A 16,691-nucleotide genomic window follows, 5' to 3' on the forward strand; every position below is an offset into this window, starting at 1 on the left:
GCCCGGATCTGAGACTCTGGGTACGAAACCACTCTGAAGTCAATGATTTGTAACGATCAGGCAGCTGAAAGATGGTGACCTAGAGATAGGGTGACCCCAGCCAGAGGACCCGGTCGAGCAATCGCGTCACCAACGGTCGTGCCCGAAGCCCCGTCAGGGTCACCTCATTCGACGCGCTGCGGATGTCTTCGAAACGCCGCTCGAGATCGGCTGCGAAACTGGCGTCAAGCACTTCGAGGTCGATCTCGAAGTTCAGCCGAAGCGATCGGGGATCGATGTTCGAGGATCCGATATAGGACCATCGTCCGTCGATGGTCAGCAGCTTGGAATGGTTGAACGCGCCTTGTGCCCGCCACACGCGGCAGCCGCCTTTCAGCACCTGGTCGAACTGCGCGGTCATGGCGCGATCGACAAGCGTGAGGTTGTTGACGGCCGGCACCACGATATCGACGCGGACGCCCCGCAGCGCGGCCGTCACCAGCGCGCTCACCAGTTCGCGGTCCGGCAGGAAATAGGGCGACATGATCCGGATGCTTCGGCGGGCAACCGAAATCGCGCCCATGATCATCTTGTGGTTGGCTTCGTTTGCGCGGTCCGGGCCCGTGGGTATGACCCGCATGATCATCGGGGCCTTGCGCTCGCTGTCGGGCGGCGGGGTGATGCCCCAGGCTTCGCCCTCCAGGATCTCGGCATTGGCAAACTGCCAGTCCTCGCAGGCGACGTGCAGGAGATCGGCGACGACCGGACCGCGAACCTCGAAATGCGTATCGTGGGCCTCCTCGCCTTTTGCAAATTCCGCGGTGAATCCCGCACGGATGTTCATGCCGCCGGTGAAGACCACGCTGCCATCGACCACCAGGATCTTGCGGTGCGTTCGCAGGTTGGCATAGGGCAGCCGCAAGCCCATGACGATATTGCCGTTGAAGGTGCGCGTGGTGACGCCGCCCTTTCTGAGGTAGCCGACGATGCTGGGGACGGAATAGCGCGCGCCAACCGCGTCGATCAGCACACGTACCGCGATGCCGCGCTGCACGGCTGCGATCAGAGCATCGGCGAAGCGCAGGCCGACCGGATCCCTGTCGAAAATGTACGTCTCCAGCAGGATGGACCGCTGCGCGCCGGCGATGGCGTCCAGCATACGCGCATAGGCGCTGTCGCCCCCTTCCAGCATGACGATCCTATTGCCGGCCGACATGTGGTGGCGGCTGACCTTGTCACCAAGAGTCTTGAGCGAGCAGAAGCGCTGGCCGAAACGTTCGGCGACCAGGGTGTCGGTGACATCGAAGCGCTGGAGCGCATCGGCCGTCCTGTCCTTCAGGAGCGAACGCTGAAGGCCGATGGAACTGCGCCGGATCCGATTGATTCCCGCGACAGCGTAAATGATGGCACCAAGGACGGGGGACAGGACAATGACACCCACCCAGCCGAGCGCTGCGCGCACCTCGTCCTTCGTCATGGTCGCGTGGATCGCAGCGGGAACCCCGAGGACAACAGAGAGAACGGCGAAAATGTGCGGCCAGTATGTGGCGAGCGTCTGGATCATGCTCCGGACTCGCTCCTTCTCTTCGACAATCGGTGACGTGACGTGCTGACTTAGCGCAACCGGAAGCAAAGGTGTATCGCCGTTGGCGGATTCCCGCTGGCGCCACCTCGAGCTCAGCAAGCTTGCCTGTCTGATCACATTGGGGTGCCTGCGCCTGCACCGTGCCTTGGGCCTGCAAGCGTGGCGGCGGCCAATGATCTCACGCTGCGTTTGTCAACGCGCCCGGCGCGCATTAAGACAGCGTTGCACCTACGCAGGAGAGAGAGACCATGAAGATCGCGACCTGGAACATCAACGGCGTCAGGGCCCGGATCGATGCGCTTCTCGCCTGGTTGCAGGAATCCCGACCCGACATTGCCTGCCTGCAGGAGATCAAGACCGTGGACGAAGGGTTTCCCAGGGCAGAGATCGAGGCGCTTGGCTACCACGTCTTCACCCACGGCCAGAAGGGCTTCAACGGGGTCGCCCTGTTGTCCCGCATCAAGCCGGACGAGGTCACGAACGGGCTTGCGGGCGATGACGAGGATCTGCAGTCCCGCTTCATCGAGGGCGTCTTCTCGGTGACCGGGGGCGTGATCCGGGTCTGCTCGCTCTATCTCCCGAACGGCAATCCGCCGGAGACCGAGAAATACACCTACAAGCTGGCCTGGATGGAGCGGCTCCAGGCCTTCGCCGCAGCGCGGCTGATGCTGGAAGAACCGCTGATTCTGGCCGGCGACTTCAATGTGATCCCCGAACCGCACGACTGCTGGGATCCGGGCGTGTGGCAGAACGACGCGCTCTTTCTGCCGCGGACGCGGGCTGCCTTTCGGCGTCTGGAGCAGCTGGGCCTCACCGATGCGGTGCGGGCAACGACCGACGCGGCGTCACACTACTCGTTCTGGGACTATCAGGCCGGCGCCTGGCCGAAGAATCACGGCATTCGTATCGATCACCTGATGCTGTCGCCCGAAGCAACCGATCTCCTGATATCGACCAACATCGAGAAGCACGTGCGCGCCTGGGAGAAGCCTTCGGACCACGTGCCGGTAATCGCGCATTTCGACGTCAAGCCGATCAAGGTCGTCGCCGCGTAGGGCACCATTCGGCCACCAGCCCGCACAGGAAGCCGTCTCGGCGCAACAGTAGGGAGAGAAGACGCAAGCCACACGGCTCGCGTGGGAGCGGCCGCTAGTCCGCTTCGCTGGTCCGAATGGTGTGGGACATGTTGATCGCAACCCGGCGGTCGGATTCGGTGGCCAGCGAGAAGGCCTGCTCCTGCATCGGCTGCAGCCACTGGCGATCCTTGGGCGAACACTGATCGAGAGCCGCCGTCATGTAGGCGAGGCCACGCACCGTCTGACCTTCCTGGAAGATGACATTTCCGAAGACGCCCATGGCCCCGGCATGCCCTTTCTTGCGGGCGCGGTTCAACCACTTCTTGGCCTGCTGGACGTTCACACTGCCGCCGTCGCCCGAGAGCAGCATCTTTGCCAGCTGGAACTGCGCTTCCGCGACGCCGAAGGTCGAGGCGGCCTGAAAATAGAGCTGGCGTGCCTGGGCAAGATCGGCGGCAACGGGCGTGTCCGGAATTCCACGGCGGTAATAGCCGGCAAGCGAGATCAGCGCGTTGGCAAAATATCCGGTATCCTGCGAACCCGGCTCGACGCCGTTTTCGGCGATCTCGCTGTAGATCTTGAAGGCTTCGAGGTCATTTTCCGTGACGCCGTCACCATCGGCATACATGTTGGCCAGCGCCCAGCGGGAGGCCGTATGCCCCTTTTCGGCGGCGTAGCGATAGGCCTCGACGGCCTCGTCCTTGCGACCGTTCTTGTAGGCGGAGAAACCGAACTTGAACAGGGCGAAAGGACCGGACTCCTTGGTCACGCCAGCATTGGGGTCAAAGGCGCGAACCGCACCGCAAGACGCTCCAAGCGCTGCCGCCAAACTCAATACCACCAACGTCAACGACCTGCATTCGCGTAGCATATTCGTCAAAATCTTCCGTTCAACCCGGCTCGCCTTGTGTTCGATCCGGCGCTTCCCCACTCGCTGCATGCCCTGTCGGGATGTCGCGGCGACCCCTCGCCCGCCATCCCCCGTCGCAGCCGTTAAGGCCGCTGTCATCTTGCTTCCCGGAGCCAGGCTAGCGTCGATTTTCGGCGACACTGCGGCCCTTCTTTGTTCCCTGCCGGATCCCCGGTTCCCGCGCCGGTTCCAACCGTCGGACATCTCGAAGTTCGTCATGTAACACTATGAAACATCACTACTTCGTTTCCACCGCTGAAAAAACGTTCCCCATGTCGCAGACGTGAGCGTCGGGTCGCGGCGTCCGGCCTCAAGGAGATCGATGCTCTCCGTTTGTGGCGGGAAATAGACTGAAACAGGGGCCTGCCGCCGCCGTCAGACCATTCACTTGGCGTGTTGCGGAATCGTCACAAATTGCCGGGTCGGATCGTGTTTTGCGCCCTCGGCTTGCTCGCGGCTCGGCCGCCGGCCGTTGACCGACCGAACCAGCGAAGGTGCCCGGCATCTCACCAAACGCAAAACGCCCGACTGTGAAGCCGGGCGTTCTTGGAGGCGATGGCACCAGAGATCAGAAGCGGACCTTGAGCGACGTCGAAACGGCGGTCACGACATCGTTGCCGTAATCGTAGCGCACATTGTTGCCGAAAGGGACGCCGTCGATCGTGGTCGAGCGGGACGACCCGCTGGTCAGGATGCCGACGGCACCGGCCAGACGGAATTCGACGTTGTCGACCGGCTTGTAGGCAACGCCGGTTCCCAGCGTCCAGGTGTCGCTCTGCGTATTGATCACCGTGCTGGTGCCGCGATCCCAGGTCAGGCTGACGGCGCCGCTCCACTGATCGTTGAACTTGTGTCCCACGCCTGCGGTCACCGTCAGGCCGTCGCGGTACAGGAGATCAAGACTGGTGCAGGGCGTGAGGGGGCTCAGGGTCGCCGGGCAGAACTTGACCGACTGCAGAACGCTCCAATCGGTCCACTTGACCGAGCCGAAGGCCAGCCAGTCGGGCGCGATGCCGGTCTGGATCTTGTATTCCAGCGATTGCGGGACGGAGGCCTCGCCGGTCACTGCATACTTGCCGAAGGTTATCGGGCTTGCCGGTCCACCCGGTCCGGGAACCGTGACCTGGCTAAGGTCGATCGTCCCCTCGATATCATCGTACTTGACCTCGCTGTTATAGACCAGGCTCGTCAGGAAAGCGTATTCTGGGATTTCGTACGCCAGGCCGACGCGTCCACCCCAGCCGTTGTCTTCGAGGTCGAGGCGCCCGATGCCGTTGCCCGTGCCGTAGAAGTTCGGCGCGACCAGACGCTCCTTGTAGCCTTCCACTTCCTGATAGAAGCCGCCGGCGATGACGCGGACCTTGCCCGGACCCATGGCCCATTTGTAGGAGCAGGTGACGGCATAGTTGTCGGTTTTGATCTTCGTCTTGGTGTTGTCGTTGGCGCCGATCCAGTTGCGGCCGGGATTGATGTCGGCGCCGAAAGGCTGCGAGTAGTCGGCCATGCAGTCGATGCCGCTATCGCCCAGCGCGGCTTTCACGCCGACGCGGGGAACCCAGTAGCTTTCCGTGTCGCGCACCGATGTCGAGCCGCCCCCAAGCCCGTTGGCGCCCAGGCCGTTGGCAGCATTGGTGTCCTGACCGTTCTTGAGATCGCGCTGCGGGTTGACGTACGTCGTCGTGGCTTCAAGAGCATAGGCAGAGGGGTCAAACAGGAGATCGATGTTGTAACCGCCGCGCTCCAGGCCACCCGCCTGAGCGGACGTCGCCGTCATCGCGGCGAGCACTGCCGTGGCGATGACCGACCGTGTAAAATTGAAACTCATGTAACCTCCCACTCTCGCGACGACACGCCCTCGGATGCCGCCTTATTGAACATGAGGATATGCGAATACAAACCGAATGCAATTCCCAGAAATTGATGGTCACATCTGGTTGCGTGCAAAAATTGACGTAAGAATTTCGTCTGCACGCAAGAAAACGGACGATTTGGAATTTTTTTTCTACGAAATGGGCTGATCGCGACAATCGGGGCAGGAATTTGCTCTCGGGCCCAATGTGTCACCGCCTTGCCACAACCTGCCCTTTTTCAAACATGTTCCTGTCTCGCATTGCAACAACGCGCCGTCGCCGCGCGTTTCGTCGGGTTTTGTCAAGCGATGGATACCCGTTCCAAACCGTTCGAATCGCCCGCGTGATCGGATCGCATTTTCCTGGCATGGTCTTCCGATGAAAAAAGGGCTGCAGCCATGCTGCAACCCCTGTCATCGTCTGGAACTGACCGGCAGACCGGCCGAGGCCTAGCCTGCGTCGGCGATACGGCCGAGAGCGACGTCGAGTGCGGTCTTCTGGCCATCGAGTTCCGCCAGACGTTCCCGCTCGGCCTCAACGACCTCCGGCCGCGCATTCGCGACGAACTTCTCGTTCAAGAGTTTCCCGAGAATACGCTGGCGCTCGATCTCGACCTTGTCGATCGCCTTGGCGAGACGTGCCCTCTCGGCCACGAGGTCGATCAGGGCGCCGAGCGGCAGGCAGAACGTTGCTTCGCCGACCACGATCTGCGCACTGCCCTTGGGCGCCGTCGTCGCGATCTCGATCGCATCGACGCGCGCCAGCCGACGGATCGCCGCGGCATGTCGCTCAAGTCGTTCGCGCGTGGAGATGCCGGCATCGACCACGACCAGCGGCGCGATTGCGGAAGGCGGCACGTTCATCTCGGAGCGAACCGAGCGGATGCCCGAGACGAGATCGATCAGCCAGTTGATTTCCGCAGCGGCATGCTCGTTGGCAAAGCCGGCCGACGGCCAGGCCGCATGGCAAAGCAGACCGTCCCGGGTGGCGCCCTCGCCCGCTGTCTGCGTCCAGAGCTCCTCCGTCATGAAGGGCATGAACGGGTGCAGCAGCCTGTAGGCCGCTTCGAGCACATGGGCGACACAGGCCTGCGATTCGGCCTTGGCCGCCTCGTCATCCCCGGCAAACACCGGCTTGAGAAGTTCCAGGTACCAATCGCACACCTGGTTCCAGACGAAACGATACAGCCCGCCGGCCGCCTCGTTGAAGCGATAGGTCTCGATGGCCGTCGTCACCTCGCGAACGGTGCGCGAGAGTTCCGTGAGGATCCACTGGTTGACGGGTAGCACGCAGGCTTCCGGCAGGAAGGATGGATCGGCCTTGACGCCGTTCATCTCGGCAAAGCGCGTTGCATTCCAGAGCTTGGTTCCGAAATTGCGATAGCCCGCGATGCGCGCCGGATCGAGCTTCACGTCGCGTCCCTGCGCCGCCATGATGGCCAGCGTAAAGCGCAGCGCATCGGCGCCGTATTCGTCGATCAGATCGAGCGGATCAATGACGTTGCCTTTCGACTTCGACATCTTCTGACCGTTCTTGTCGCGAACGAGCGCATGCACATAGATGGTATGAAACGGCTCGACCGAATTGCCGCTCTCGTCCTTCATGAAATGCAGGCCCATCATCATCATCCGGGCCACCCAGAAGAAGATGATGTCGAAACCGGTCACCAGCACGTCCGTCTGGTAATACTTGGCCAGCTCCCGTGTCTGATCCGGCCAGCCCAGCGTCGAGAACGGCCACAGTGCCGAGGAGAACCAGGTATCGAGGACATCTTCGTCCCGCGTCAGGATCTCGCCGACGGCAAAGTTCTCGATCCGATCCTGAACGAAGGCCTTCATGGGGCCTTCATGGGAAAGGTAGTGCTGGATCGCCGCGTGCAGCGCTTCTTCTTCCGACTTCTCGACGAAGACCTGTCCATCGGGTCCGTACCAGGCGGGGATCTGGTGTCCCCACCAGAGCTGGCGGGAAACGCACCACGGCTGGATGTTCTCCATCCACTCGTAATAGGTCTTCTCCCACGATTTCGGGACGAAATTGGTGCGCCCTTCGCGAACGGATGCGATGGCGGGCTTGGCCAGCGTCGCGGCATCGACATACCATTGCTCGGTTAGGCGCGGCTCGATCGGAACGCCGCCGCGGTCGCCATGGGGAACCATGTGCTTGTGCGGTTCGATCTTGTCCAGCAGGCCGCGCTCTTCAAACAGCGAGACGATAATCTTGCGAGCGGCAAAACGCTCGACGTTTTCGAGGATCTCGATCAGGGCATCGAGTTCGCCCGTCGCCGGCAGCCCCTCCAGGAAGTCTTCGTTTTCCTTGAGCGTGATGTGGCCGTCGACTGTCAGGATGTTGATCTTGCGCAGGTCATGACGGCGGGCGACCTCGAAGTCGTTGAAATCATGCGCGGGCGTCATCTTGACGGCGCCGGTACCCGCCGTCGGGTCGGCATAGTCGTCGGCGACGATCGGGATGCGGCGCCCGACGAGCGGCAGCACGACGTGCCGGCCGACGATGGCGCGATACCGATCGTCTTCAGGATTGACGGCGATGCCGGTGTCGCCGAGCATGGTCTCCGGCCGCGTCGTCGCGACGACCAGGTAGTCGCGCGTCTCGAACGCGGTCGGTTCGCCCTCCTCGTTGAAGGCGACGGGATGCTGATAGGTAACGCCGGGCTCCAGCGGGTAGCGCAGGTGCCAGAGATTGCCGGCTACCTCGATCTGCTCGACCTCGAGATCCGAGATGGCGGTCAGGAGTTTGGGATCCCAATTGACGAGCCGGTTGTCCTTGTAGATCAGACCCTGCTTGTAAAGCGTGACGAACACTTCCAGAACAGCCTTGGATAGACCCTCATCCATGGTGAACCGCTCGCGCGACCAGTCGCAGGAGGCGCCAAGGCGTTTCAGCTGATTGAAGATCAAGCCGCCCGATTCGCCCTTCCATTCCCAGATGCGATCGACGAACGCTTCGCGGCCCATGGCGCGACGGTCTGGAAGTTGCCGCTCCATCAACTGCCGCTCGACAACCATTTGCGTCGCGATGCCGGCATGGTCCATGCCGGGCTGCCACAGCACGTCCTTGCCGCGCATCCGCTCGAAGCGAATCATGATGTCCTGAAGCGTATTGTTCAGCGCATGCCCCATGTGGAGCGAGCCGGTCACATTCGGCGGCGGGATGACGACGCAAAAGGGGTCGGCGCCGGGTTTGGCGCCCGCGCCGGCGCGAAACGCGTCGGCATCGTCCCAAAGCTTGGCAATACGCGGTTCAACCGCAGCGGAATCATAGGTTTTGTCAAGCATTTCGGAGCCAAACATGCTGGTTGATGTGGGAGGCTTGTAGACCGGAACGGCGCAGAGGCGCAACATTCCACCCCGTCAATATGGGTGACGCAACCCGCGAGTGCCACCCGCAAGTGCCACGCCCGACCGCGCCAGCGCGGCCGACGCGACCTGCCGGAAACCTGACAGGGCGCCGGGTTCGCTCTTCATACGGAGCCGCGCGAAAGGCGGCAGGTTCGCGTGTCGCCGCTCCGAGCGGCGGACTAGCGCCGTGGACCGCGCGCGACGCGCTCGATTTCCTCGCGGACGAGGCGCTCGACCAGAGTCGGGAGATTGTCGTCGAGCCACTCCTGCAGCATCGGCCGCAGCATGTCCTCGGCAATCTCATCGAACGAGCGGCGGGGGCTGCTGTCGATCGCCAGTGCGAGTTCGCCAAACGACCGGGAGACCTGCTCGCTGACAGCGTCGGAGATGATCGTGGAAGCGTCCTTTGCCCGCACGTCGGGCGACATCTGCGAGGAGGCCTGTGATGCCACGGCCATATCCGGCTGCGCGACAACATGGGATTCGGCAACGACCACGTCGCTGGACACCGGTTCCTCCACCGACAGATGCGGCGCGACAACGTCCCGGGCCATCGCGCGGATCGACGCCTCTACCTCTGCCGCATGCGCGCGATTGCCGTGGGTCGACGCCTCGACGGGCGCGGGTTCGCGATAGCCGACGCTGCTTGACGTGTCAGGACGTGCGGCCGTGACATCGACCTGCGGCACGGGCTGCGCGCGTTCCTGGCGTGGCGCCGGCTGAGGCGCTCTCGCATCGCTTTCACGGGCGGCGCCAACGCTTTCGCGCGGCATCGACTGGCGTTCCGAAGCGGCACGAACGCGGGCTGCAACGTCCGCGAGAGAAAGGGGGGCCGAGGCTGCGACGCGGGACATTTCCGGATCCGGATAGCTCTGCGCCAATGTCGGCTGCTGCACGGAGGCGCCGTCCGTCACGTCGAAGTCCGGAAACACGGTATCGTCGATCGTGAGCTGGATATCCTCGGGCGGCTCCTCGTCGAGATAGGCGCGGTCGCTGGAATAATAGCTGTCGGACATCGGCCCATGGTCATTGGCGGGAAGGCCCGGACCGGTCGCCTCGTTGCTTTCGATGATCTTGCGGATCGAAGCGAGAATTTCGTCCATGGACGGTTCGCGCGCCAGGTTCGATTGTGCCATTGCAGATCCTCGTTTCATTCAACGCGCGCGCCGCTTCGCGCAGAGCCTGATGATCCTTAAGCGACTTGCCCGTTTGGCGGAATGCCGCGAATCATCCTCCTGGGATGATGCACAGATTTGTTTCTCCCGTCATCCGGTCTGACACATCGAGCAAAGGAAGACGTTTACCGCTGTTCGGGCGGGTTCAGGCCGAACCACTTGTCCTTGACGGCTTCGTAGTGATCTTCCGGCCGGTATTCTGCCACCTTGAGGTTCTGTCCGCGCACCGTCAGGGCGCCCATGCTGGCGAGGAGCGAATAGCTTGCGACCACGGCATTGCGCTGCGAGGCGGCCAGGCTCTCGCGAGCAACGAGCACCGACTGCTGAGCATCGAGAACATCGAGGGTGGTGCGCTGGCCGACCTTCCGCTCCTCGATGACGCCGGCGAGCGCCTGGTTTGCGGCCCGGATCTGCTCTTTGTTGGCCGAAATGGACGCGCGGGCGGCATCCAGCTGGGCATAGGCGCTGACGACGGTCTTCTGCACATCGAGACGGACACTGTCGACGGCAATCCGCTGCTGGCCGGCACGCTCCTTGGCTTGCCGGATCTGACCGTATTCCGCCCCGCCCTGGTACAGGGGCACCTGCAGACGGGCGGTGATCGATCCGGAGCTGTTGTCGATGCCGCCATTGCTGCTGGCATCGCCCGTGTTGCGGCTGACCGAACCCTGGATCGTCACACCCGGCAGCATCGTGCCCTCGGCCTGTTTGACCTTGTAACCTGCCGCGTCCACGGCATATTCCGCGGCAATGATCTGCGGGTTATCGCGGAAGCCTGCAGCGACCGCCTGATCCAGCGTGCGCGGCATGCCTGCCTTTGCAGGTGATGCCGCCTTGATGTTTTTGGGAGCATCGCCGACGACCTGCACATAAACCGCTTCGCTCTGCGTCAACTGCGAAACGGCGGTCGCCAGCAGCGCCTTGGCACTCGCCAGCTCCGCCTCTGCCTGGCTCACATCCGTCCGCGTGCCCTCGCCCACCGTCAGGCGGGCATTGGCCGCCTTTAGCTGTTCCTTGAGGAAGGCCAGATTCTGGCGCCGGATGCCGACGACCTGCTGGTCGCGCACGACATTGGCATAGGATTCGGCGGCGGACAGAAGGATGGAGATCTCGTTGGCCTTCAGGTTCTCGCGACTGGAGAGCACCGTCGACTCGGACGCCCGGACCTCGTTCAGGGTCTGGAACCCGTCGAAGATCTGCTGGGTGATCGTCAGGCCGGCAGATCCCTGATGAAAGTTCTGGGGCCGTCGCTGGAATTCGCTGTCGTAGCGCGTCTGGGTGGCGCTCGCCACGGCCGAGACCTGGGGCCGATAGCCTGATTTGGCGATCGTGACGGACTCGTCGACGGCGCGCAGTCCCGCGCGCGCAGCGTTCAGGTCAGGATTGTTGACGTACGCCTTTGCCATGGCGTCCGCGATCGTCTCGGCCGCGGCAGGCGAACCAAAAGCCAGAGCGAGCACGACAGTGGTGCGCAGCATTTTCATGCGATGCCTCCAGTATGACAGGATCCAGCACTCCGGCACCCGCAGATCGGTATAAGGGTTCCCGGCGCAACAGTCACGCCGATGATCCGCAGGACGTCCCGATCGGACCCCGCACGCCCATCCGAGAACGCGACAGGATGATTCCCTTATCGCATCTCAGTATCCAAGGCAGGTCTAATTGTCGAGAATGGCGCCGGGCTGACCATGCCGGGGGTCCCGTCCATCGAGAAGGGGACGGGTCTCCGCCTGCAAACAGAAAAGCCGGATCGCATGTCGGCGATCCGGCCTTTCCAAGAAACTGATAAAACGCTCTTCTGTCGGGACGACCGGTCAGAAAACGAATTCTTTGGCGACGCGAAAGCCCGGCAGGGGCTTCACGGCCGTGTTGAACGCCTTCCGCTCGGATGTCCTTCCGCCTTCGCGCATGAACACCTTGGCGCGCGAGGCGTTGCCGAAACCCACCACGGCGATGAGACGCCCCCCATCCCGCAACTGCGACGACAACGCTTCCGGGACCATCTCGATCGCGCCATTGACGAAAATGACGTCATAAGGTGCTTTCGACGGATAACCGGCTTCGAGCGGTCCCGTGACGACCTCGACATTGGCGTAGCCAAGGGCAGAGAGGTTGACTTTCGCTTCAGCAGCGAGCGCCGTGTCACTCTCGAGCGCCGTCACGTCCTTGCCGAGCAGCGAGAGAAGCGCAGATGTGTAGCCCGTCGTGCAGCCGACCTCGAGCACGGTATCGGTCTTGGCGATCTCGCCAAGCTGCAGCAATTTGGCAAGCGGTGACGGCTCCATCACGTAGCGTCCGCCATCGGCCTGAGAGACAGCGATATCGGTGTCGATATAGGCCAGCTGCTTGCGGTTTTCCGGGACGAAAGCCTCGCGGGGTACGGCGAGGAACGCGGAAAGGACCGTATGAGAGGTGACATCCGTGGTGCGAACCTGGTTGTCGACCATCTTGATACGTGCTGCTTCGAAATCCATCGCGCGTGCCTCTTCGATCCGCTTTAAACGTCGCCCCTTTGGATCCTGATCCGGACGACCTGCGCTCGCCTTGATGGCGGGCTGCCTGTCAAAGCTCATAAATCGCCGAACCGCACGTTTCAAGCGGCGAATGCAGGGATGAAGAAATCGCCCGGCATCCCGGTGTCATCAGCGGCCCACGGCCTGTCATGGCGCGGGAACGGCGCCCTCCAGGCCAACGAGCGCGATCTTGCTGTAGCCGGCCTGCTGGATCCGGTTCATCAGATCCATCAGGGCACCATAATCAACCGTTTTGTCCGCTCGCAGGAGGATGCGCGTCTGTTTGTTCCCGGCGGTCATTCCGTCGAGATCGGCAGCAAAGCGCGCTTTGTCCGTCGTTTCGTTGCCGAGCGCCAGCGTCAGGTCCGATTTGAGGGTGATGAACACCGGTTTGTCGTCGCTCAGGGGGCTCGGTTTGGCTGCGGATTGCGGGAGATCCACTTTCATGTCCACCGTGGCCAGCGGCGCTGCGACCATGAAGATGATCAGGAGCACCAGCATGACGTCGATAAAGGGTGTGACGTTGATCTCGGCGTTTTCCTCGAGATCACCGCCGCCGCTGTCGCCAAGACGCGTTGCCATGGTCACCTCCCCCGTGCAGCGGGCAGGTCGCCCTGCCGGTTAGCGTCGGAAAACCGCGGCGCGACGCGGCGCGCCAGGCGGAAATCGAGATCGCGGCTGACCAGACGGTCGACGGCCGCGGCGGTATCCGCCAGGATCAGCCGATAGCCGGCGATCGACCTTGCGAAGTAATTATAGATGACGACAGCCGGAATGGCCGCCACGAGACCGATCGCCGTCGCCAGCAAGGCTTCCGCGATGCCCGGCGCGACGATGGCGAGATTGGTCGTCTGTGCCTGGCTGATGCCGATGAAGGAATTCATGATGCCCCATACCGTGCCGAACAGGCCAACGAAGGGCGAGATGGAGCCGACCGTCGCCAGCACACCCGTGCCGGCTGCAATCTTCTTGCCGGCGCCCGCTTCGATGCGCTGGAGACGGGAGGCGACCCGTTCCCGCACGCCCTCGCCCGGCACGAGATCGAGGATCGGCTCAGACTTGCTAAGCTCCTGTCCCGCGGCCGTCAGCATGTCGACGGCCGGCCCGGTGCGGACAGGACGGCCTTCCGACGCATCCCGCAGGCCAGTTGCCTCCGAGAACTGGAAAAGCGCCTGTCGAAGACGCGTCTTGGCCGCAGACAGTTCGAAGACCTTGACCAGCAGAATGGCCCAGGTCGCCACTGACGCAAGCGCCAAGGCCATCATGACGCCTTTGACCACATAGTCCGCCGCGAGGAACATGCCGACCGGCGACAAATCGTGCGGCAGAGCGGGATCTGCGCCCTCGGCGACCGCCGGCTCCGGCTGCCCTTGCGCGACATCGCCCGTTACCATTGTGCTTGGCGCCGGCGCTTCGGGTGCGACGGAGGGCGCACTCACTGATGGCGTCGGCGATGTCGCTGTCTGTGCGGCGGCCGTGAGCGGGAGGGCAAGCATCCCTATCAGCGCGACGGCGAATTTGAGCATGGAAAATATGCGGTTCGACATGATTCGTCCGTTTCAAGCGGGCCATCCGGTCCGTCGGAGCGGAGGATGAACCGGGGCACCGATCGGTGCCGGTTTCGTCACCTTGGTGACGTCATGACGCCCTCATATGCCACCGGAGACGGGTAAGGCAAGATTTGTAGACTAATTTCATCATGATTCTTTGGCAGGAGAAATCTAGGTTGGGGCGACACTCTCCGTCGGCGCTTCGGAATAGCGGTCTTGACGCCAGTCATAGGCGCGATGGCGCTGCCACGGGCGGGTGAGCCCATTCATGGCGGGAACGATCCGCCGCCCGTCCGGAGCTTTCGGATCAGCGTAGACTTCAAGCGCCCCCGTCCGTCGGAGCGACGGCCCGCTTGCCAGCATCGCGCCGGACCGGCACGCCGTGAAAGCCGGGCTTGCCGATGTCACGACGATATCGGCGCGGTCGCAGGCGACGCCGATCAGTCGCCGATCTTCCACGGTCACGATCACCCAGCCGTCACGCGACGTGGTTGCGCACCATTGACCGGGCACGCAGGAAAAGCGGTCCTGCGTGCCCTCCGCAACGAGCCGTTGAAGCAAGGCTGCAGCTGCGCCGGCTGCAAAAGGCGGTCGCTTGCGCGTTTCGGATGCCCGCGCTGGCGGTTCTGGTAAAGCGAGATCCGCTCGTACAATGGGGGCGACGTGCCGGTCGAGCCGCAGGGCCCGCGTCCACTGGCCGTAGATGAAGGCGGGTGGCCGGCTGCGGTTGCTTGCACCTGCCCCGCCCTCGATGATCGCCGCCAATCGTCCGTCTTCGGCGATGACGAGGACGGGACGTTCCGAAGACGCGAGCCCGGCGACGCAGAGACCGGCGGCGACAAGACCAAGACCGGCTAGGGCCAGCCACGTTCGCAGCAGACAGAGAACGAGACCTCCGATGGCGATCAACGCGAAGGCGGACGGCGGCAAACGTCCGGTGAAGATCTGTCCTCCAAGCGACGAGACGAACCGCGCCACCGCCATCATGACCTCAAGACCATAGCCCATGACGATCAGCGGCAGGGTGTCGAGCCCCAGCGGCATCAGAAGCATCGCGATCAGTCCCGCGGGCATCACGACAATGCCGATGACCGGCATGGCGAGCATGTTGCCCAGCAGGCCGTAGGCGGGCAACTGGTTGAAGTGCGCTGCCGAATAGACCATCGTGGAGACGCCGCCCATCAGAGAACTGAGAAAAAGTCCCGCGAGAAAGCTGCGAACCCCGGCAAGGATCTCGTTTCCGCCGCGACGGCCGCCCTTCACCTTGCGCTGCCGCCAGCGGGCATAGCCGGCGACAAGGGCCAGCGTCGCCGCAAAGGACATCTGGAACCCGGGACCGGAGACGGACGACGGATCGACAGCCAGAATGACAAGCGCCGCAACGGCGACATTGCGCAGGCTGATCGACGGCCGGTCGAAGAAGACCGCCATCAGCATGATGACGATCATGATCCAGGACCGAACCGCGGAGACCGCGCCGCCGGAGATCAGAATGTAGAAGCACACCATGGCGAGCGCCCCCGCGGCGGCGATCTTCTTGATCGGCACCCGATGCGCGAGACCGGGCACGAGGCTGAGGCCGGTGCGCAAGCCGACCAGAAGGGTACCGGCCGCCAGCACCATGTTCATCCCGGAAATCGCCAGGACATGGCCAAGGCCGGAGTTTCGCAGCGCCGTGATGCTGTCGTCGCCGATCGCACGCTCCTCGGCGGTCACGAGAGCTGCGCCGATCGCGCCGGCGTCGCCCGGGATGGTCGCCCGGATGCGAATGCCGATCGCTTCTCGCCAGATCGCCAACCCCTGCCATGCCGCCTCGATCGAACCTCCCCGCCCGGCCCTGTCCGGGACGGGGGTTGCAACGACCTGCGGATTGCCCAAGGCGTATCCCACCGCGCCGATACCCTTGAAGAAGCTGTCGAAGCCGAAATCGTTGAGGCCGGCGAGTGCAGGTCCCGACGGCGGGGAGAGGCGCGCGCGTCCCTTGATCGTCTCCCCGACCCTTGCCGGCCTGCCGCCGCGGACCGTCAGCGTCAACGTGGCCGGCGGACGCCGCAAAACCGGACCCTCCGTGCTCTGCAGGGCCACGACGTAGCGGTAGGCGTTCTTGCCGGAGATCTCCCGGCTGACGATCCGACCCGTGAGGGTCGTCGTCACCGGCGAGTCGAGCAGGATGGTCGTCGTTCTCGCGGTCTCGAAGGCGGCGGAGGCAGCACCGAGCAGCAGGAATGTTGCGGCAATGACGGCCAGGCTCAGCACGCCCGGCCGTGCATGGAGTGCGACACTAGCTATGCAAAAAACACATGCCAGAACTGCGAGAGTGACCATGCTCGGGGGATCGCGCGCTGAAAACCACAGGATTGCGCCCAAAGCCATCAGCACCGGCAGGAAAAGAAACGGATGCCCGAACGCTCTCTCCTCGTCCCAGGCAAGACGGATGCTGTTCGGCCATGTTCGGGGCAGCGACCGGAGCCTCACAATCCAGACACGGCCTCGGGGCCGGAAAGCGAACGACCGTCTGGCGGGAAGCGGCACCGGAAAAGGCATGCGAAGGTTGGAGCGGTCGGCTGGGACCGGCGCGCGCCCAGCGGGGCCATCGCTGCGAAGGCGAACATCCACTGGCGTTTCCGGCACGTCACGCATCACATGCCATGCCCCTCTTGCCGCCCGGCAAAAGTCTCGCAGAAAACAGCGCGGGTT

General features: G+C 63.3%; 11 protein-coding genes. 1 reads left to right on the forward strand and 10 read right to left on the reverse strand.

Annotation, left to right across the window (positions count from 1 at the left end):
* Nucleotides 1–79 precede the first annotated feature (79 nt).
* Nucleotides 80–1,543, reverse strand: a complete 1,464-nt coding sequence (locus ASG03_RS20160) for a phospholipase D-like domain-containing protein (RefSeq protein ID WP_062695550.1) — start codon at nucleotides 1,541–1,543, stop codon at nucleotides 80–82.
* Between the two features lie 269 nt (nucleotides 1,544–1,812).
* Between ASG03_RS20160 and xth the strand changes: the two genes are divergently transcribed.
* Nucleotides 1,813–2,619: an exodeoxyribonuclease III gene (xth, locus tag ASG03_RS20165; RefSeq protein ID WP_062695552.1), complete on the forward strand. Its 807-nt coding sequence runs from the start codon at nucleotides 1,813–1,815 to the stop codon at nucleotides 2,617–2,619.
* Between the two features lie 94 nt (nucleotides 2,620–2,713).
* On the opposite strand, the gene exoR is transcribed toward xth, so the two are convergent.
* The 9 genes from exoR to ASG03_RS20210 all read right to left on the reverse strand — a co-directional run bounded on the left by exoR (nucleotide 2,714) and on the right by ASG03_RS20210 (nucleotide 16,634).
* Nucleotides 2,714–3,511, reverse strand: a complete 798-nt coding sequence (gene exoR, locus ASG03_RS20170) for an exopolysaccharide production regulator ExoR (protein WP_062695701.1) — start codon at nucleotides 3,509–3,511, stop codon at nucleotides 2,714–2,716.
* 607 nt (nucleotides 3,512–4,118) lie between these two features.
* Complete coding sequence (locus ASG03_RS20175) at nucleotides 4,119–5,375, reverse strand: OmpP1/FadL family transporter (protein ID WP_062695554.1); 1,257 nt, start codon at nucleotides 5,373–5,375, stop codon at nucleotides 4,119–4,121.
* Nucleotides 5,376–5,849: 474 nt separating this feature from the next.
* Entirely contained in the window at nucleotides 5,850–8,693 is a 2,844-nt protein-coding gene (locus ASG03_RS20180) for a valine--tRNA ligase (protein WP_062695703.1), read from the reverse strand.
* Nucleotides 8,694–8,935: 242 nt separating this feature from the next.
* On the reverse strand, nucleotides 8,936–9,892 hold the full coding sequence (locus tag ASG03_RS20185; RefSeq protein WP_062695556.1) for a PopZ family protein: 957 nt from the start codon (nucleotides 9,890–9,892) through the stop codon (nucleotides 8,936–8,938).
* 164 nt (nucleotides 9,893–10,056) lie between these two features.
* Nucleotides 10,057–11,415: a TolC family outer membrane protein gene (locus ASG03_RS20190; protein ID WP_062601287.1), complete on the reverse strand. Its 1,359-nt coding sequence runs from the start codon at nucleotides 11,413–11,415 to the stop codon at nucleotides 10,057–10,059.
* Between the two features lie 330 nt (nucleotides 11,416–11,745).
* Nucleotides 11,746–12,405 carry a protein-L-isoaspartate O-methyltransferase family protein gene (locus ASG03_RS20195; RefSeq protein ID WP_062695705.1) on the reverse strand — a complete coding sequence of 220 codons (660 nt, stop codon included), beginning with the start codon at nucleotides 12,403–12,405 and terminating at the stop codon, nucleotides 11,746–11,748.
* 186 nt (nucleotides 12,406–12,591) lie between these two features.
* Nucleotides 12,592–13,026: a TonB system transport protein ExbD gene (gene exbD, locus ASG03_RS20200; protein WP_062695558.1), complete on the reverse strand. Its 435-nt coding sequence runs from the start codon at nucleotides 13,024–13,026 to the stop codon at nucleotides 12,592–12,594.
* A gap of 2 nt (nucleotides 13,027–13,028) precedes the next feature.
* On the reverse strand, nucleotides 13,029–13,991 hold the full coding sequence (gene exbB, locus ASG03_RS20205) for a tonB-system energizer ExbB (protein WP_062468087.1): 963 nt from the start codon (nucleotides 13,989–13,991) through the stop codon (nucleotides 13,029–13,031).
* Between the two features lie 174 nt (nucleotides 13,992–14,165).
* Nucleotides 14,166–16,634 (reverse strand): ComEC/Rec2 family competence protein, encoded by a 2,469-nt coding sequence (locus tag ASG03_RS20210; RefSeq protein WP_443216646.1) that lies wholly within the window; start codon nucleotides 16,632–16,634, stop codon nucleotides 14,166–14,168.
* Between the last annotated feature and the right edge of the window lie 57 nt (nucleotides 16,635–16,691).

Origin of the sequence: Rhizobium sp. Leaf341 (genome assembly GCF_001424325.1) — a bacterium.
Classification (GTDB): domain Bacteria; phylum Pseudomonadota; class Alphaproteobacteria; order Rhizobiales; family Rhizobiaceae; genus Ferranicluibacter.